Raw genomic sequence first — 19,032 nt, forward strand, 5'->3', positions numbered from 1 at the left:
CCGCCTCCCTCCGTATCCGTCTCCCTCCGTACATCCGCCTCCACAGCCGCTTCCACCTCCACCACGGCCCCGCCACCGCTTCCACCGCCAGTTCTGTCCCCGTCTGCACGCCTGTGGTCCGGTGCCGAGGGGACCGGAACGACGGATTCGCCACAGTCGGGAGCACGGGAGGTCGCGGCGGTGGGTGGCGCACGGGAGGGCGGACTGCGGCGGCGGGTGGGGCGTGGGGGCCCCATGGGGTGCCGGTTGCCCGGCGTTCACCGTGGGTTCGTACGTCGGCCGCCGGGGCGTGTCAGCGTCCCGATCCTGAGTATGCGGGACGAAAGGACAGAGCCATGGAAAGCGGGCCGGCGATCTTCGCGGGGCTGGTGTTCGCCCTGTTCGGAGGCGGAATCCTGGCCTGGACGGTGGTCCGGGTGCGGCAGGGCGAGCCGGTCGCCCTCGGTGTGAACCGCGTCGCATCGGCGACCCTCGCGAGCGTCGCCGGAAGCGGGGCGCTGGCGCTCGGCGTGTGGTGCTTCACGCGCGTGTGAGACCGCGCGGGGGACCGCGGTCCGGGTAACTGGGAAGTTACCCTCCGGATAGGCCGCGAAGAGCAGGTCGACACTCCGGGCGGCAGGAATGGCGGTAGTCGGGTTACCGTTCGAGTGGCCGTTGCGGGCTTTTCCCGTTTGACACGGGGGCGGGATGTACCGTCACACTCCGCAGCGTCAGCATGACCCGATCCCCCGGGAAGCAAGTCCCCGGGGAGATTCCGCGTCGACCGGAGAGAAGAGCGAAGTTGTCCCCGACCAGCGACACCGCACACGGCGGCCGCCGACTCGTCATCGTCGAGTCGCCTGCCAAGGCGAAGACGATCAAGGGCTATCTCGGCCCCGGCTATGTCGTCGAAGCGAGCGTCGGGCACATCCGCGACCTCCCCAACGGTGCCGCCGAGGTGCCGGAGAAGTACACCGGTGAGGTCCGTCGGCTCGGTGTGGACGTCGAACACGACTTTCAGCCGATCTATGTGGTCAACGCCGATAAGAAGGCCCAGGTCAAGAAGCTCAAGGACCTGCTGAAGGACTCCGACGAGCTCTTCCTCGCCACCGATGAGGACCGCGAGGGCGAGGCCATCGCGTGGCACCTCCTGGAGGTCCTGAAGCCCAAGGTTCCCGTCCACCGGATGGTCTTCCACGAGATCACCAAGGACGCGATCCGCAGCGCCGTCGCCAACCCGCGCGAGCTGAACAAGCGCATGGTCGACGCCCAGGAGACCCGCCGCATCCTCGACCGCCTCTACGGCTACGAGGTCTCGCCGGTCCTGTGGAAGAAGGTCATGCCGCGACTGTCGGCGGGCCGCGTACAGTCCGTGGCGACCCGGCTCGTCGTCGAGCGGGAGCGCGAGCGCATCGCGTTCCGTTCCGCCGAGTACTGGGACCTGACCGGCACCTTCGGCACCGGCCGTTCCGGTGACGCGAGCGACCCGTCCAACCTCGTGGCCCGTCTGACCTCGGTCGACGGCAAGCGTGTCGCCCAGGGCCGTGACTTCGACTCGCTCGGCCAGATCAAGGGTGCGAACACGCTCCACCTGGACGAGACGAACGCCCGTGCGCTCGCCGCCGCCCTCCAGGACACGAACTTCGCCGTCCGTTCCGTAGAGTCCAAGCCCTACCGCCGCTCGCCGTACGCGCCGTTCCGTACGACGACGCTTCAGCAGGAGGCCTCGCGCAAGCTCGGCTTCGGCGCGAAGGCGACCATGCAGGTGGCGCAGAAGCTGTATGAGAACGGCTTCATCACCTATATGCGTACGGACTCCACGACGCTGTCGGACACGGCCATCAACGCCGCCCGCGCACAGGTCACCCAGCTGTACGGCGCCGACTACCTGCCGGCGCAGCCGCGTACGTACGCCGGAAAGGTCAAGAACGCGCAGGAGGCGCACGAGGCGATCCGCCCTTCGGGTGAGCGCTTCCGCACCCCCGCCGAGACCGGTCTGACCGGCGACCAGTTCAGGCTGTACGAGCTGATCTGGAAGCGGACAGTCGCCTCCCAGATGAAGGACGCGGTCGGCAACTCCGTCACCGTGAAGATCGCGGGCGCGTCCGCCGACGGCCGGGACGCCGAGTTCAGCGCGTCCGGCAAGACGATCACCTTCCACGGCTTCCTGAAGGCGTACGTCGAGGGCGCGGACGACCCGAACGCCGAGCTCGACGACCGCGAGCGCCGCCTCCCCCAGGTCGGCGAGGGCGACCCGCTGTCCGCCGAGGAGATCACGGTCGACGGCCACGCCACCAAGCCGCCGGCCCGCTACACCGAGGCATCGCTGGTCAAGGAGCTCGAAGAGCGCGAGATCGGCCGCCCGTCGACGTACGCGTCGATCATCGGCACGATCCTCGACCGCGGTTACGTCTTCAAGAAGGGGACGGCCCTGGTGCCCTCCTTCTTGTCGTTCGCCGTGGTCAACCTTCTGGAGAAGCACTTCGGGCGGCTCGTCGACTACGACTTCACCGCCAAGATGGAGGACGACCTCGACCGCATCGCGCGCGGTGAGGCGCAGGCCGTGCCGTGGCTGCGGCGCTTCTACTTCGGTGAGGGCGAGGCGACCGGCGCCGCCGAGGCCGGCAACGGCGACGGCGACCACCTGAGCGGCCTCAAGGAACTCGTCACCGACCTGGGCGCCATCGACGCTCGCGAGGTGTCCTCCTTCCCTGTCGGCAACGACATCGTGCTGCGCGTGGGCCGTTACGGTCCGTACGTCGAGCGCGGCGAGAAGGACTCCGAGAACCATCAGCGCGCCGACGTGCAAGAGGACCTGGCCCCGGACGAGCTGACGGTCGAACTCGCCGAGGAACTGCTCGCCAAGCCGAGCGGTGACTTCGAGCTCGGCGCCGACCCGCAGACGGGTCACCAGATCATCGCCAGGGACGGCCGCTACGGCCCGTACGTCACCGAGGTGCTCCCCGAGGGCACCCCGAAGACGGGCAAGAACGCCGTCAAGCCGCGTACCGCCTCGCTCTTCAAGGCGATGTCCGTGGACACGGTGACCCTGGCGGAGGCCCTCCAGCTGATGTCGCTGCCGCGTGTCGTCGGCGCGGACGCCGAGGGTGTCGAGATCACCGCGCAGAACGGGCGCTACGGGCCGTACCTGAAGAAGGGCACGGACTCGAGGTCGCTCACCTCCGAGGACCAGCTGTTCACCATCACGCTGGAAGAGGCGCTGGAGATCTACTCCCAGCCCAAGCAGCGGGGCCGCGCGGCCGGCAAGCCGCCGCTGAAGGAGCTGGGCGAGGACCCGGTCAGCGGGAAGCCGGTCGTGGTCAAGGACGGCCGTTTCGGGCCGTACGTGACCGACGGCGAGACGAACTCGACCCTGCGTTCCGACGACAGCGTCGAGGACATCACGCCCGAGCGCGGCTACGAACTGCTCGCCGAGAAGCGTGCCAAGGGCCCGGCCAAGAAGACCGCGAAGAAGACGGCGGCCAAGAAGGCACCCGCCAAGAAGACCGCCGCCAAGAAGACGACGGCTTCGAAGACGGCGGCCAAGAAGGCGCCGGCCAAGAAGACCGCAGCGAAGAAGACGGCGACCTCCGAAGACTGAGCCACCTGGTCGGGCAAGGCTGCACAAGGTCGTAAAGGGCGCCGTAGAGGGCCCGTACAAGGCCGGATCCGGTGGGCTCCCGACCCTCACAGCCTTCCGAAAATTCCGCGATTCCGGTGGCTTCCACCGGAACGGGACGCATATCAGAGAGCGGAAGCCCCTACACCAGTTGGTGTGGGGGCGTCCGTTTGTTCGGGCACCCCTTCGGGGAGTCAGTGGGTCCGGATAGGCTGGCAGGATGACGCGAGCCGAGCAGCCAACGGCCCACAACTGGGCCCCCGACGAAGCCCTGGTCGCGGATTCGCGCGAGCGTGCCGTCCGCGCCCTGCTGCGGCAACCGCAGCTGAAGCGGTTGTGGAGCGCACACCTCGTGGGAGGTGTCGCGGACACACTGTCCCTGCTTGTCCTGGTCGTCCTCGCCCTCCAGGCGGCGATCTTCGAGGGCTCCTTCGGCGGCGGCGCCCGTGGTGCCGCCCTCGCCGTGGCGGCCGTCTTCGGAGCGCGTGTCCTTGCGACCCTGCTCTTCGGAGCCGTGCTCCTCGGGCCGCTGACGGCGCTCACCTCCTCCGACGGGCCCCTCGACCGGCGCTGGACCATGCTCGGAGCCGACGGCCTGCGGGCCGCGCTCCTCATCGTCGCGCCGCTGTTCATCGACTGGACCCCGGACAACGCGCTCGCCGTGCTCCTGGTCATCGTGTTCGTGTCCGGGGTCGCCGAGCGGTTCTGGACGGTCTGCCGGGAGAGCGCGGCGCCCGCGCTGCTGCCCGTCCCGCCGCCGGAGGGCGCCACCGTGCGCCCGCTGCCGGACCACATGGACGCGCTGCGGCGGCTGTCCCTGCGTACCGCGTTCGTGGCGCTGCCGCTCGCGGCCCTGACCCTGGTCGTCGTCTCCCTCGTCAGCAACATGCTGGGCGCCGGGATCGACTGGTTCCACCTGCACCAGGCGGCGCTCGCCTCGTACGTGGCCGCCGGACTGTTCGCGGCCTCCCTTTCGGTGGTCACCTTCCTCGAACTGCCCGACACCCGCACCCCACGCGCGCGGTCGCCGCTCGAAGGACTGCGCCGCCCGAAGACGGGCACCGGCGGCGACAAGGGCCGCACCGGCGCGATCCCGCTCCTGGTGCCGGCCTGCGCGGCCGTCGCCGGGGCGATCTCCGCCGCCGTCGCCGTCTCCGTGCTGGACGCCATCGACCTCGGCGGCGGCCCGGTGCTGTACGGACTGCTCGTGCTGGCCCTGACCGGCGGCGTCGTCGCCGGCATCCGCACCGCCCCCTCGCTGCTCCCGTCACTGTCACGGCGCAGGCTGCTCGCGCTCGCGATCGCCTTCACCGGGCTCACGCTGCTGGCCGCGGGACTCGTCCCGGACGTCACCACCGTGCTGCTGATCCTGGCCTTCGCCGGTGTCGGCGCGGGTGTCGCCGCCAACACCGGGCACGCGCTGCTCGACCAGGAGACCGAGGACTACCGGCGGGCCCGCACCACCGAACACCTCCACGCGGTCGTACGGGTCTTCGTGGCGGTCGGCGCGATCGTGGCGCCGCTGGTGGCCGCGGCGATCGGCCCGCATCGGCTGGAGAGCGGCAAGTTCGTGTTCGCGCACGGCGGCGCCGCCTTCACCCTGATGCTGGTCGGCGCGCTCCTGCTGCCCGTCGCCGCCCTGGTGCTCGCCAAGGTCGACGACCGTTCCGGCGTGCCGCTGCGCAAGGACCTGCTGGACGCGCTGCGCGGCGGTGACGACCCGGCGCAGGAGTCCGCGACGAGCGGTTTCTTCATCGCCCTGGAGGGTGGCGACGGGGCCGGCAAGTCCACCCAGGCGCAGGCCCTCGCCGACTGGATCCGCGCCAAGGGCCACGAGGTCGTGGTGACCCGTGAGCCGGGAGCCACGCCGGTCGGCAAGCGGCTGCGCTCGATCCTCCTCGACGTGTCGTCCACGGGCCTCTCGCACCGCGCCGAGGCCCTGCTGTACGCCGCGGACCGCGCGGAGCACGTCGACACGGTCGTACGTCCCGCGCTGGAGCGGGGCGCCATCGTCATCTCCGACCGCTACATCGACTCGTCCGTGGCCTACCAGGGCGCCGGCCGCGACCTGTCGCCCACGGAGATCGCCCGTATCAACCGGTGGGCGACGAACGGGCTCGTACCGCATCTGACCGTTCTGCTGGACGTGTCGCCGGAGGCGGCCCGCGAACGGTTCACCGAGGCGCCCGACCGGCTGGAGTCGGAGCCGCTCGAGTTCCACGCGCGCGTGCGGTCCGGTTTCCTGACGCTCGCCGCCGCCGACCCGAGCCGCTACCTGGTGGTCGACGCCGCGCAGGAGCCCGAGGCCGTCACCACGGTCGTACGGCACCGGCTCGACGTGATGCTGCCCCTCTCCGAGGCCGAGGTGAAGGCCCAGGAGGAGGCGCGCAGGGCGGCCGAGGAGGAAGCACGGCGCAAGGCCGAGGAGGAGGCCGCCCGCAAGGCGGAGGAGGAGCGCCTGGAGCGCGAGCGCCAGGCACAGCTCGCGAAACTGCGCGCCGAGGAAGAGGAGCGCAAGCAGCGCGAGCTGGAAGAGGCCCAGCGGCGCGAGGCCGAGCGCCAGGCGGAGGAGGCCAGGCAGCGCGCCGAGGAGGCCCGCCGCCGTGCCGAGGAGGAGCGGGTCCGGCTGCTCGCCGAGGAACAGCTCCGCGCCGCGGAGCAGGAGCGGGCGCGCAGGCAGGCCGAGGAGGAGGCGCGGCTGCGCGCCGAGGCCGAGGCACGCCGACTGGAGAAGCAGCGGAAGGCCGAGGAGGCGTTGGTGCGGGCCGAGGAGGCCCGGCGCATCGCCGCGGAGGCCGCCGCCGCGTCGGCGGCCGCGGCGGCTTCGGCCGAGGCCGCGGTGTCGAGCGCCGGGAAGGCTCCGAGGACCGGGACGGCTCCGAGGGCCGACGCCCCGAAGGGTTCCGAGCCCGTTGCCCGGGAACGCGACGCCGATGAGGCCGCCACGGCCTCGGCAGCTCCGTCTCCGTCGCCTTCTTCGTCCCCTTCCCGTTCCGCCTCCACCCGCGCTTCCGCCGCCAAGCCTTCTTGGGCCGGGGTGGCTTCGGAGCCGGACAACGAGACGACACTGCCCACGCCGGTCTTCACCGACCCGGCGGCGGCCGACGAGACCGCCGTGCTTCCGGCCGTACGCCCGGGTGAGGGCCGCCCGACGTCCCGCTCCGACGTGGAGGACACGGCCACGCTGCCGAAGCCGCCGGTTCCGGACGGGGCGGCGGACGAGACGGCGGTGCTGCCGCCCGTCTCCCCGGGCGCGGCCGACGAGACGGCCGTCCTCCCTCCGGTACGGGGCAGGGGCGCGGCCGGCAGGACCGACGGGTCGTCCGGCGGCTCCGCCGACCGGATGCCCCGGGGCCTCTTCCGTGACGAACGCCCGGCGGCGGGACCCGAGGGACCTTCCGACCGTACGAGGGAACTGCCGCAGGTGGACGAGACGGGCGCCCCGCGCCGCAGGCCCCGCCCCGACTGGGCCGAGGAGACACCGCTCGACGACCTCCCGACCCTGGCGGACGAACTGCTGGGCCCGCGCGACGACGAGGACGATTGGGACGAGGGGCCCGGCCGGGGCCGCGGCGGACGGCGACGCTAGTAGGGCCGACGGCCGGGGCGGGAGTGGGCCGCCCCGGCTCCGGCTGACGGCTGGGCAGGGGCCGTCCGCGAGTGGGCGGGTGGGTGGATGTCCGGCGGCCCCTGGTCCGCGGTTGGCGGTTGGCGGGTGCGGACTTGGCCGCCCGGCCCCGCCCGGCCCCGCCCGGCCCGACAGGCCCGGGGCACATCCCGTGGACGGGCGGGTGGACCCCGGTTGTCAGTGGCGACCCGCACAATGGACGACGCGAGACAAAATGCGACGGAAGGGCGGAGCCCATGCCTGTGTGGGACGACGTGGTGGGGCAGGAGAAGGTGAACGCGCAGCTCGCCGCCGCTGCCCGGGACGCGGACGCCCTCGTCACGGCGGTCGCCGCGAAAGCCCCGCACCCCGAGGCGTCCAAGATGACCCACGCCTGGCTGTTCACGGGCCCGCCCGGCTCGGGCCGCTCCACGGCGGCGCGAGCGTTCGCCGCCGCGTTGCAGTGCGTGAGCCCGGACCGCGCGCTCGGCGGAATCCCCGGCTGCGGATTCTGCGACGGCTGTCATACGAGCCTGGTCGGCACCCACGCCGATGTGCAGATCGTCCGTACCGACCTGCTCTCCATCGGCGTCAAGGAGACCCGCGACCTGGTCCGGCGCGCCCAGCTGTCCCCCGCCGGCGGCCGTTGGCAGGTCATCGTCCTGGAGGACGCGGACCGTCTCACGGAAGGCGCGGGCAACGTCCTGCTCAAGGCCGTCGAGGAGCCCGCTCCCCGTACGGTCTGGCTCCTGTGCGCGCCGTCCATCGAGGACGTGCTGCCCACCATCCGCTCCCGCTGCCGGCTGCTCACCCTGCGCACCCCGCCGGTGGAAGCCGTCGCCGACGTCCTCGTCCGCCGTGACGGTATCGAGCCCGACGTCGCCGCGGCCGCCGCTCGCGCGACGCAGGGCCACATCGGGCGGGCCCGCCGCCTCGCGACGGACCCGAGCGCCCGTCAGCGCCGGGCCGCCGTCCTCAAGCTCCCGCTGCGCGTCGACGACATCGGCGGCTGCCTCAAGGCGGCCCAGGAGCTGATCGACACGGCGGCGGAGGACGCGAAACAGCTCGCCGAGGAAGTGGACGTCAAGGAGACCGAGGACCTGAAGGTGGCGCTCGGTGCGGTTCAGGGCGGCCGGATGCCCCGGGGCACGGCGGGCGTCATGAAGGAGCTGGAGGACCGGCAGAAGCGCCGAAGAACGCGTACGCAGCGCGACAGCCTGGATCTGGCCCTGATCGACCTCACCGGCTTCTACCGCGATGTACTCGCCCTTCAGCTCGGCTCCCGACTGGCCATCGCCAACGCGGAGGCGGGGGACGCGCTGGAGCGGCTGGCCCGCGGCAGTTCGCCGGAGTCGACCCTGCGCCGTATCGACGCGATCGCCGCGTGCCGCGAGGCTCTCGACCGCAACGTCGCTCCGCTGCTGGCGGTGGAGGCGATGACGATGGCGCTCCGCGCGGGCTGATCCCCGCGTGCCCGCCTCCGTCGGGGGCGACCCGTACGGCGGCGGGGCCCGTCCTGCCGGGGGCGCCCCGGTCGGCGGCGGGTTCTGCCCGGCTGCGGCCGACCCGTCCGATCACAGGTTGACCGGGTCACTCGTACGAGCCGCTTCCGCGACTGAAGGTGATCGATCGATCGCACAAGGTTAGGCTCGCGAGATGCACCTGAGGCGCACCACACGGCCGATCCGACCCCTCCGTGCGAGCGGCGCGCTGCTGGCCGCCGCGGCGCTGCTCGTCTCCGCCTGCTCTTCCTCGGGGAGTTCCACGACGACGGCCGCGACGACCGAGGCGGTGCTCACCGCGCTGCCGCGCGCCACACCGTCGGCGCTGGCGCCGTACTACGAGCAGAAGCTGAACTGGCGCAGCTGCGGTGTGCCCGGCTTCGAGTGCGCCACGATGAAGGCACCGCTCGACTACGGAAAGCCCGGCTCGGGCGATGTCAGGCTGGCGGTTTCGCGCAAGAAGGCCACGGGGCCGGGCAAGCGGCTCGGGTCGCTGCTGGTCAATCCGGGAGGGCCGGGCGGTTCGGCGGTCGGCTACCTCCAGCAGTACGCCGGAATCGGCTATCCGGCGGAGGTTCGCGCACGTTACGACATGGTCGCGGTCGACCCGCGGGGGGTGGCCCGCAGCGAACCGGTCGAATGCCTCAACGGCCGCGCGATGGACGCGTTCACGCAGACGGACACCACGCCGGACGACGGCCGGGAGACGGATCAGCTCGTCGAGGCGTACAAGAAGTTCGCCGAGGGCTGCGGCGCGCACTCGCCCGATCTGCTCCGGCACGTCTCCACGGTCGAGGCGGCCCGTGACATGGACATCCTGCGGGCCGTGCTGGGCGACCGGAAGCTGACGTATGTGGGGGCGTCGTACGGGACGTTCCTGGGCGCGACGTACGCGGGCCTCTACCCCGACAAGGTGGGCCGGCTGGTGCTGGACGGTGCACTGGACCCGTCCCTGAACGCGCGCAAGCTCAACGAGGAGCAGACGGCGGGGTTCGAGACGGCGTTCCAGTCCTTCGCGAAGGACTGTGTGCGGCACAGCGACTGCCCGCTCGGCGACGCGGGCACGAGCCCGGATCAGGTGGGCAGGAACCTGAAGGCGTTCTTCCAGCAGCTGGACAAGGAGCCGATCCCGACAGGCGATCCGGACGGCCGCAAGCTCGGAGAGGCGCTCGCGACGACCGGGGTGATCGCGGCGATGTACGACGAGACGGCCTGGCCGCAGCTGCGTGACGCGCTCACCTCCGCGATGAAGAAGAACGACGGCGCGGGTCTGCTCGCCCTCTCCGACAGCTACTACGAGCGGGACGCCGACGGCCAGTACGCGAACCTGATGTCCGCCAACGCCGCCGTGAACTGCCTCGACCTGCCTCCCGCCTTCTCCGGCCCTGGCCAGGTGCAGCAGTCGCTCCCGGCCTTCGAGAAGGCGTCACCCGTCTTCGGCGAGGGCCTGGCCTGGGCCTCGCTCAACTGCGCGTACTGGCCTGTCGGGAACACCGGCGAGCCGCACCGCATCGAGGCGAAGGGCGCGGCGCCGATCCTCGTCGTCGGTACGACGCGGGACCCGGCGACCCCGTACCCCTGGGCGCAGTCCCTCGCCTCCCAGCTCTCCTCCGGCACCCTCCTGACCTACGTCGGCGACGGCCACACCGCCTACGGGCGCGGGAGCACCTGCATCGACTCCACGATCAACCGCTACCTGGTCCAGGGCACCCCTCCCGAGAAGGGAAAACGCTGCTCATAGCCCTGCTCCGCACACGCCCCGAGGCGTGTGCGGAGCACCCTCGGAAACTGTGTAGACTTACCGACGTTGCTGATCGCACCATAGGTGTGGACAGCGCGCCGCCTTAGCTCAGATGGCCAGAGCAACGCACTCGTAATGCGTAGGTCTCGGGTTCGAATCCCGAAGGCGGCTCTGCCGAAGCCTCAGGACTCACTCGCCGTGACCTGGGGCTTTTGCTTTTTTCCGGATACGCCGACGGCGCCGTGCGCGGGCCGCGCTGCGGTCCCCGGTCCCGGTTACGGGCCCCAACCGCGGTCCTGGTCCTGGCCGGAAGCCCGATGTGCGGTTCAGTGGCCGCTTCGGTCGTGGGACGAGACCGGGATCGTCTCCTTGTGGAAGAAGGCCGGGCGGATCGCGCTGTACACGAGCATCAGGACGGCTCCGAGGATCAGGGCGCCGATGCCGGTGACGAAGACGCCGCCGAGCTGCCAGTGCGGCGGGAACGGCAGGGTCCACGAGGTGCTGCCGTAGTCGGCGGCGGCGTACACGATGCAGGCGTTGATGAAGAAGTAGAGGAGCATCAAGCCGCCCAGGCCCGGCATGATCCCGCGCGTCCACAGGTCGCGCGGGCTGCGGGTGAGGACCTTGCGGTAGTACCAGACGCAGGCGAAGCCCGTGAGTCCGTAGTAGAAGGCGATCATCAGGCCGACCGAGCCGATCGAGTCGGCCAGGACGTTCTCGCTCACCCTGGTCAGGATGACGTAGAAGACGATCGAGGCCAGGCCCATGCCCACGGTGGACCAGGTCGGGGTCAGGAACCGGGGGTGGATGCGGGCGAAGCGCTGCGGGATGGCCTTGAACGCAGCCATGGACAGGGTCGTGCGGGCCGTGGGGAGGATCGTCGTCTGGGTGGAGGCCGCCGCCGAGGTGAGCACCATGACGATCAGCAGTTTGGTCGCGACCGTGCCCCAGCCGCCGGTACCGAAGACCTCGGCGCCGAGGCTGGAGAGGACGTCTCCGGAGTTGTCCGGGTTGGCCAGGCCGATGCCCTTGTCGCCGACTCCCGCGAAGGCCTGCGCGGACGTGGTCACCAGGACGTAGACGAGCAGCAGGATGACGGTCGAGATGACGGCCGCGCGGCCAGGTGTGCGGTCGCGGTCGACGGTCTCCTCGTTCACGGACACCGCGGTGTCCCAGCCCCAGTAGATGAACACTCCGGCGAGGATGCTCTTGGTCAGGTCGTCGAACGAGTTGATCTGGAAGGGGTTGAACCACGACCACGAGATCTCCGAGGAGACGTTCGGCGCCGTACCGCCGTACACCTTCACCAGCGCGGTGATCGCCAGCAGGAACAGCACCACGATCTCGATGGTGAGCAGCGCCTTCTGGAGGTTGGCCGAGAGCTCGATGCCGATGTAGCAGATCAGGGTCATGACGGCGATCCACAGGACGCCGACGAAGGTGACCCAGAACGTGTTCTGCGCCAGCCCGTCCGCGCCGATGAGCTGGAAGCCGTACGCACCGGCGATCTGGGCCAGGTTGGCCATCACGATGATGTCGGCCGCGACGATGCCCCAGCCGCCCAGCCAGCCGGTACGGGGGCCGAAGGCCCTTGCCGCCCAGGTGAACGTGGTGCCGCAGTCGGGGTCGGCCCGGTTCAGCTCCTTGTAGCCGTAGGCGATCAGGAACATCGGGACGAAGGCGAGGACGACCACGATCGGCGACTGGAAGCCCACGATGCCGACGATGACGCCGAGGGTCGCCGCGAGGCTGTAGGCGGGGGCGGTGGAGGCCAGGCCGATCACCGTGCTGGAGAACAGGCCCAGGGCTCCGCCCTTGAGGCCCTTGTCCGTGGCCCCGGGGCCCAGCGGAGGCAGTGGCGCGGGCGGCGGGACGGATCGTGAGCTCATGGCGCCCTCCGGAACCTGGTGGCGCCCGCCGGGGGTCGACCGGGCGCACGCTGTCCCCGGCCCGGGAGCCTGGGCATCCCGTGAGTCGCATGGGACGCCCCGGGGGCCGGGCCGCTCCCACCAGCATGAACCCGCTCGCCGACAACCGGTAGTCGAGCCGCGCCCCGGGCGGCCCTCACGGCCTCGCGGGCGGGCTCGGAACCGGCCGGCCGTGCCGCCTGCGGCCGGGGACCGTGGGCGCCTGGGGTTGCCTGCCCGTGCCGCCCGCGGCCGGGGACCATGGGCCCGGGCGTGCCTGCCCGTGCCGGCCGGGCCGGGCGGTGTCATCCTGCGGGGATGACGGGATCCAGCGCGGCGGGCGGCGGGTACTCCGGGACCCCTCTGGCCCGGAAGATCGGCATCAAGGCAGGGCACCGGGTGCGGCTGGTCCATGGGCCGCGGGACTGGGAGATTCCCGGGCTGCCTGACGGCTGCGAGGTCGGGGAGAGCGGCCCGGAAGGGGCCGACGTCACCGTCGCCTTCTTCCGGGAGCGCGCGGAACTGGCCGCGCGGGCGGCGGGACTGGCGGCGGAACTGTCCGACGCGGGCATGCTCTGGATCGCCTGGCCCCGCCGCGCGGCCGGGCACCGCAGCGACATCACGGAGAACGATCTGCGGGACCTGCTCCTGCCCCTCGGTGTCGTCGACGTGAAGGTGGCGGCGCTGGGGGAGGACTGGTCGGGGCTGAAATTCGTCCGCCGCAAGGAGAACCGGAGCTCCTGACCACACGGACGTATGACCGTAGATCAGGACGTACGTACGGCTGACGTATACGTGTACCCGAGGGAGTACTTGAGGGGTCGTCCCGGTGAACGACTAGCATCGCGGCACAGTTGTCGGCCGGGATGGGGTGGGTGTCGTGTCACAGGCGGAGGAGGGGCCGCGGATCGCCGTTGCCGTGGTGACCATGGGCAACCGGCCCGTCGAGGTCGACGCACTGCTCACCTCCGTGGCCAAGCAGGACGTGGCGCCGGCCCGGATCGTGATCATCGGCAACGGCTGCCCGCTGCCCGAGTTCGCCGAACGCCTCGGCCTGCCGGGCGAGGTGACCACCATCGAGGTGGACGACAACCTCGGCTGCCCCGGTGGCCGGAATGTCGGCCTGAGCCGGCTGCGTGAGTTCGGAGACGTGGACGTCGTCGTCGAACTCGACGACGACGGGCTCCTCGTCGACGGCGATGTGCTGCGCAAGGTGCGCGATCTGTACGCCGCCCGGCCGCGCCTCGGCATCGTCGGCTTCCGCATCGCCGACGAGAACGGCGAGACGCAGCGCCGCCACGTGCCGAGGGTCGGGGCCAAGGACCCGATGCGCGGGGGACCGGTCACCGGCTTCCTCGGGGGCGGCCATGCGCTGTCCATGCCGATGCTCGCCGAGACAGGGGACTGGCCCGCCGAGTTCTTCTTCGCGCACGAGGAGACCGACCTCGCCTGGCGGGCCATCGACGCGGGCTGGACCGTGCTGTACGAGCCCGAACTGCTCCTCCAGCACCCCAAGACCTCGCCCGCCCGGCACGCCATCTACTACCGGGTGACCGCTCGCAACCGGGTCTGGCTCACCCGCCGCCGGCTGCCCCTGGCGCTCATCCCCGTGCACCTGGGGATCTGGATCGTGCTCACGCTGCTGCGGACGCGGTCGGTCGGCGGCCTGCGGGCCTGGTTCGGCGGATTCGCGGAAGGGCTGCGGCGGTCCGGCGGGGAGCGGCGCCCGATGCGATGGAGCACGGTCTGGCGGCTCACCCGTCTCGGCCGCCCGCCGGTCATCTGATCCGGGCACGCGCCAGCCATCTGAACCGGTTGCGCGCCGGTCGTCTGAACCCGGCTGCCCGCCGGTCGTCCGAAGTCGGCCGGCCGGGTCTGTGCACCGGTTCGGTCGGGTCGGCCGACCCGCTGAACAACCGTGCCGGCTGGTTTCGTACATGCCGTCGGAACCCTGTCTGCCGTTTTCGTGCACCGGTCTTGTAGGCCGACCCCCTGCGGGATTCAGCCACGGGAATCCCGTCCGAGGGGTCTGTGCGGAGATTTCGCGCGTGCGTTCCGCGCGGGGATTCCGGCCGTGGGTTCCGCGCGGAGGTTCTGGAACGGACGGAGGCCCCGGTCGATCACCTCAACGACCGGGGCCTCTAACGTCCCCGGATCCGGCCGCGGCGGCGACACTCCCCCGAGTTACGCGTAGTACGCGCGCACCGTCGGGCCAGATCCGATGGAATGATCACATCAGGCCACGCCAACGGATCGCTAACATGAGGCCAACGGTTCCTTCGGGAACGATCACTTGACCGGCGTGAACTCGTCCTGAGAGGGCGCGAAACCGCCGTGGTGCGCGGCAGGCGCGGCCGGGCGGAAAGGCAGTGGGGCGGCGTGATGCGGAACGGGCTGCGGTTCGGGCTGCTGGGGCCGCCGGTCCTGTACGACGCCCATGGCGAGGTCGGCTCGATCGGCAGCCGCAAGACGCGTGCCCTGCTGGCGGCGCTGCTCCTCGAACCGGGCCGGGTCGTCTCCGTCGACGTGCTCAAGGACGCGCTGTGGGGCGGGGCGCCGCCCGCCTCCGCCCAGGCGTCCCTCCAGAACCATGTGACCCGGCTGCGCCGTCTCCTCGACGATCCGGAACGACTGCGCGCGGTGGCACCGGGGTACGTCCTGCGGGTCGGCGAGGGCGAGTTGGACGTCCGCGTCTTCGAGCGGCACGCCGCCCTCGCGCGGGACGCGCACGCGGAGCGGGACTGGGAGGGGGCGCTGCGAGAGTCCACCGCCGCGCTCGCGCTGTGGCGTGGCACCCCGCTCGGCGGCCTGCCGCCCGAGACCGGCGGACACGCCTTCGTCCAGCGTCTGGAGGAGGCCCGGCTGCTCGTCCTGGAGTGGGGGTACGAGGCGGAGCTGTGCCTCGACCCGACCGTCTCCCGGCTGGACCGGCTGGCGCCGGAGCTGGCCGCCCGCACGGCCGAGCATCCGCTCCGCGAGTCGTTCCACCGGCTCCTGATGCTTGTGCTGCACCGTGCCGGACGCCAGGCGGAGGCCCTCGCCGTCCACCGCGATCTGCGGGCCCGCCTGCTCGACGAACTCGGCATCGAGCCGGGCCCGGCCGTGCGCAGGGCCCACCTGGAGATCCTGCGGGACAACGACCGTCACCCGGGTGACGCGCGTGCCGGAGAGGTGCCCCCGCGCGGGGCCGGCGCCGGGGACCGGACCATGGGCATGAGCGCCCCCGGGGCCGGTGGCGGAGACCCGGACAGGGGTTGGAGCGGCGGCGGTGGCACGGACAGGATCCCGGGCGGGGAAGTGGACCGCAGGAAGGGCGGCGACCGGCGCAGGCAGGCCAGGGCCTGGAGCAGCGAGGGCGACGGGGGCAGCGACGGCGGCAGGACCAGGGCTGAGGGCAGGGTCGAGGGCAGGGATGGAGCTGGGGCGAGAGGCGGGGACGGCACCGGAGCCAACGGCTGGAACGGGGGTCGGGACGAGGACCGTGGCCGGGACGGGAACGGTGGCTACGGCGATGGCCGCCGGGACGGCAGTGTTCGCCAGGACGGGAACGGCCGCCGGGACGGCAGTGTCCGCCAGGACGGGAACGGACGTCGGGGCGGCGATGTCGGCCACGACGGGAATGGCTCCCGCTACGGGAACGGCGGTCGCTACGGGAACGGTAGCCCGGACGAGGACCGTGGTCGAGACGGGGGCGGCGGTCACGACGGGAACGTCGATCGAGACGGGAACGGCGGCCGGGACGGGAGCGCCGATCGGGGCTGGACCGGCGGCCGGGACGAGGACCGTGGTCGAGTCGGTGACGGCGGTTCGGACGGGGACCGGGGGGCGGTGGAGTCCGCGGCCGGTTCCGCACGGGTCGAACGGGATGTCACCTTGCCGCCCCGGCCTGCCCAACTCCCGCCGCCCCCGGCGCACTTCACCGGCCGCGAGGACGCGCGCGACCGGCTGCTAGCGATCCTGGATCCGGAACACTCCGCAGGTCGCACTCACCCGGAGAACCCGGAGAACCCGGAGGACCCGGCACGCCCGGACGGCGGGCCTCACGGCAGAGCATCCGCAGACGCGTCCGCCGGTGCATCCGCCCGTGCGTCCGCCGGAGAACCCGGTGACGGTGACGGCGACGGGACGATCTCCGGCGCGCCCGACCGGACGGCCGCCGGAGCGACCGGAGGCGGAATCGCCGGTGGCGTGACCGCCGGCGGGGTGACCGGCGGCGCGCGGAGCGATACGTACGATCGGCCCCTCAATGGCGGGCCCGCCACCGGCATGCCCCGGGTCGCGGTGATCAGCGGGATGGCCGGCGTCGGCAAGAGCGCGCTCGCGCTGCACGTCGCACACGGACTGCGGGAACGATTCACCGACGGTCAGTTGTACGTCAACCTGCACGGTGCCACCCCCGGCATGACCCCGCTCACCGCCGGTCAGGCGCTTGCCGCGCTCCTGCGCGACCTGGGCACGGAACCCCGGCGCATCCCCGAACACCCCGACGCGGCAGCGGCGTTGCTCCGGTCGATGCTCGCGCCGACCCGCACCCTCATGGTGCTGGACGACGCGGCGCACGCCGCCCAGGTGCGGCCACTGCTGCCGGCCGGCCCGGGCTGCGCGGTGATCGTGACGAGCCGCTCGCCGCTCACCGCCCTGGACGGCGCCGACCGTTTCCCGCTCGCGCCGCTGACGGACGAGGACAGCGCGACCCTGCTCCGCGCGGTCTCCGGCCGCCGGGACGGACTCGACCGGGGCCACCCCCTCGTCGAACTCACCGGCCGGCTGCCGCTCGCCCTCCGGGTCGTCGCGGCCAGGCTCGCGGCCCGCCGCGCCCTGACCCCGGATGTTCTCGCCGGTCAACTGGCTGCCACCGAAGGGCGATTGCACCATCTGGAGTACGACGACCTGAGCGTGCGCCGTTCGCTCGCCGTCGCGCACGACGCGTTGCGCGCCTCCGACCGAGAGGCCGACCGGGACGCGGCGCTCGCGCTGTGCCGTATCGGCGCGCTCGACCTCCCCGCCTACGGAGCCGCCCTGGTGGCCCGGCTCACCGGCACCGACGAACGTCGTGCCGAGGCCGCGCTCGACCGCCTCGTCGATGTCGCCCTCCTGGAGGAGACGGCGTACGGGCGGTACGCACCGCACGATCTCGTGCGGGATTTCGCCCGTGAGATCGCGGGCGCGGCGGAGTGCGTCCTCGCGGCGGCGGCCCTGGACGCCGCTGCGGACGTCGCGGCCACCGGGAGCCTTCCCCAAGGTCAGGGCGTCTCCGTCCCCGGTGGTGACGGTCAGGCCCTCCCCGGCGGGCAGGGCGGTGCCATGTCCCTCGGCCATGACGCGGTGGTCACCGAGCGCGCCCTGCGCTGGTACGCCGGTGTGGCCGCCCGCTCCCTGGAGGCCATCCTCGAACCCGGTCTCGACCGGGAGGACCGCAGTAGGCCGACCGACTCACAGCCGGCCGGGCACGCGGCGGACGTGGCGGCCACCCCGCCGTTCTGTTCCGCACGGGAGGCCTTCGCCTGGGGCGACACGGAGCTGGCGAACGTGGTGGCGCTGGCGGAGCGGTACGCGCACGTCTCGCCGTACTTTCCCCTGCTGGCCCGCCTCCTCAACCCGTACGTCCAACGCAGCGGCCGCGTGGCCGAGTTGGAGGTCCTCCAGCGGGCGGCGCTCACGGCGGCGCGACTGCTCGGAGACGAGGCGGCCGAGGCGTACGCGCTCGGCGACCTCGGAGGCCTGCACTTCATGACGGGCCGGGTGGGCGAGGCCCTCACCCTGAACGACGACGCGCTCGCGATCTGGCGCCGCCTCGGAGTGCGCTCCTGCCAGCGGCGAGCACTGAACAACCGGGGCATGCTCCTCGAATCCCTCGGCCGCCATGCCGAGTCCGGTGAAGCTCTGCTCCAAAGCCTCCAGTTCTCGCGGGAGTTGGGCGACCCGCACATGGAGGCCATCACCTACAGCCACCTCGGCAACCTGTACGAGCACACCGACCCGAGGGCCGCCATCGATCACCACAAGCGCAGTCTCGCCATAGGCGACGCCGTGCAGGATGTGATCATCCGGCACTCCGCGCACTGCAACATCGGCTACGCCCACCTCACACTCGGCGAACCGGCCGCCGCCGTACCGCACTTCGAGGAGAGCCTGCGCATCCTGGGCGGTCACGGCGACTGGCACGGCGAGTCCCAGACCAGGCTCGGCCTGGTGCGGGCCCTGCGCGGAGTCGGTCAGTGGGAACGGGCCACGCGCGAGTGCGACCTGCTGCGATGCCGCGCCGACCGTCGCGCCGACCGCTACACCGGAGGCCTCGCCCGTCACCAGGCCGGCCTGCTGCTGCGGGAACGCGGCGAGCCCGAAGCGGCCTACCAGGAGTGGGCGTCCGCCTTGGAGGCCCTGGAGGACACGGACAGTCCGGTAACCGGCGAACTGCGGAAGCTGCTGGCACGGTAGGCGGCTCGGTGACGGGTGGACCGCGGAAGCTGCCGGCACGGTAGATGGCTTGGTGACGGCCGGATCGCGGAGGCTGTCGGCACGGTGGGCGGCCTGGTGACGGGCGTACTACGGAAGCTGCCGGGACGGCGAACGGCCTGGTGATGGGCACACTGCGAAAGCCGCCGCACGGTCGACAGCCCGGCGACGGGCGGACCGTGCCGGTTGCCGAGACCTCAGCCCACCCGGCCAGGCGCGGG

General features: G+C 72.1%; 9 protein-coding genes and 1 tRNA gene. 9 read left to right on the forward strand and 1 reads right to left on the reverse strand.

The annotated features are described in order from the left end of the window. The first annotated feature begins 335 nt into the window (after positions 1–335). The 6 genes from ABZV42_RS30590 (at position 336) to ABZV42_RS30615 (ending at position 10,619) form a co-directional block, all read left to right on the forward strand. Complete coding sequence (locus tag ABZV42_RS30590) at positions 336–533, forward strand: hypothetical protein (RefSeq protein ID WP_355986926.1); 198 nt, start codon at positions 336–338, stop codon at positions 531–533. Between the two features lie 248 nt (positions 534–781). Next, positions 782–3,580 (forward strand): type I DNA topoisomerase, encoded by a 2,799-nt coding sequence (gene topA / locus ABZV42_RS30595; RefSeq protein ID WP_355986929.1) that lies wholly within the window; start codon positions 782–784, stop codon positions 3,578–3,580. Positions 3,581–3,818: 238 nt separating this feature from the next. Further along, positions 3,819–7,187, forward strand: coding sequence for a dTMP kinase (gene tmk, locus ABZV42_RS30600; protein ID WP_355986932.1), 3,369 nt, complete (start codon positions 3,819–3,821; stop codon positions 7,185–7,187). Positions 7,188–7,462: 275 nt separating this feature from the next. After that, entirely contained in the window at positions 7,463–8,668 is a 1,206-nt protein-coding gene (locus ABZV42_RS30605) for a DNA polymerase III subunit delta' (RefSeq protein ID WP_356054622.1), read from the forward strand. A 193-nt stretch (positions 8,669–8,861) separates the two neighbouring features. Continuing rightward, on the forward strand, positions 8,862–10,448 hold the full coding sequence (locus tag ABZV42_RS30610) for an alpha/beta hydrolase (RefSeq protein WP_355986937.1): 1,587 nt from the start codon (positions 8,862–8,864) through the stop codon (positions 10,446–10,448). 97 nt (positions 10,449–10,545) lie between these two features. Next, positions 10,546–10,619, forward strand: a tRNA-Thr gene (locus tag ABZV42_RS30615). A 155-nt stretch (positions 10,620–10,774) separates the two neighbouring features. Here the strand turns inward: ABZV42_RS30615 and ABZV42_RS30620 are convergent. Beyond that, positions 10,775–12,337 carry an APC family permease gene (locus tag ABZV42_RS30620; protein WP_355988488.1) on the reverse strand — a complete coding sequence of 521 codons (1,563 nt, stop codon included), beginning with the start codon at positions 12,335–12,337 and terminating at the stop codon, positions 10,775–10,777. Between the two features lie 336 nt (positions 12,338–12,673). Here ABZV42_RS30620 and ABZV42_RS30625 point away from each other — a divergent pair, with 336 nt between their 5' ends. The 3 genes from ABZV42_RS30625 (at position 12,674) to ABZV42_RS30635 (ending at position 18,793) form a co-directional block, all read left to right on the forward strand. Continuing rightward, a complete protein-coding gene (locus ABZV42_RS30625; protein ID WP_355988486.1) occupies positions 12,674–13,099 on the forward strand; it encodes a DUF3052 domain-containing protein in 426 nt (141 codons plus the stop codon). 127 nt (positions 13,100–13,226) lie between these two features. After that, entirely contained in the window at positions 13,227–14,141 is a 915-nt protein-coding gene (locus ABZV42_RS30630; RefSeq protein ID WP_355988484.1) for a glycosyltransferase, read from the forward strand. A 596-nt stretch (positions 14,142–14,737) separates the two neighbouring features. After that, a complete protein-coding gene (locus ABZV42_RS30635; protein WP_356054624.1) occupies positions 14,738–18,793 on the forward strand; it encodes a BTAD domain-containing putative transcriptional regulator in 4,056 nt (1,351 codons plus the stop codon). The last annotated feature ends 239 nt before the right edge of the window (positions 18,794–19,032 follow it).

The sequence above is a fragment of the Streptomyces sp. NPDC005281 genome, from assembly GCF_040607495.1.
Taxonomy (GTDB): domain Bacteria; phylum Actinomycetota; class Actinomycetes; order Streptomycetales; family Streptomycetaceae; genus Streptomyces.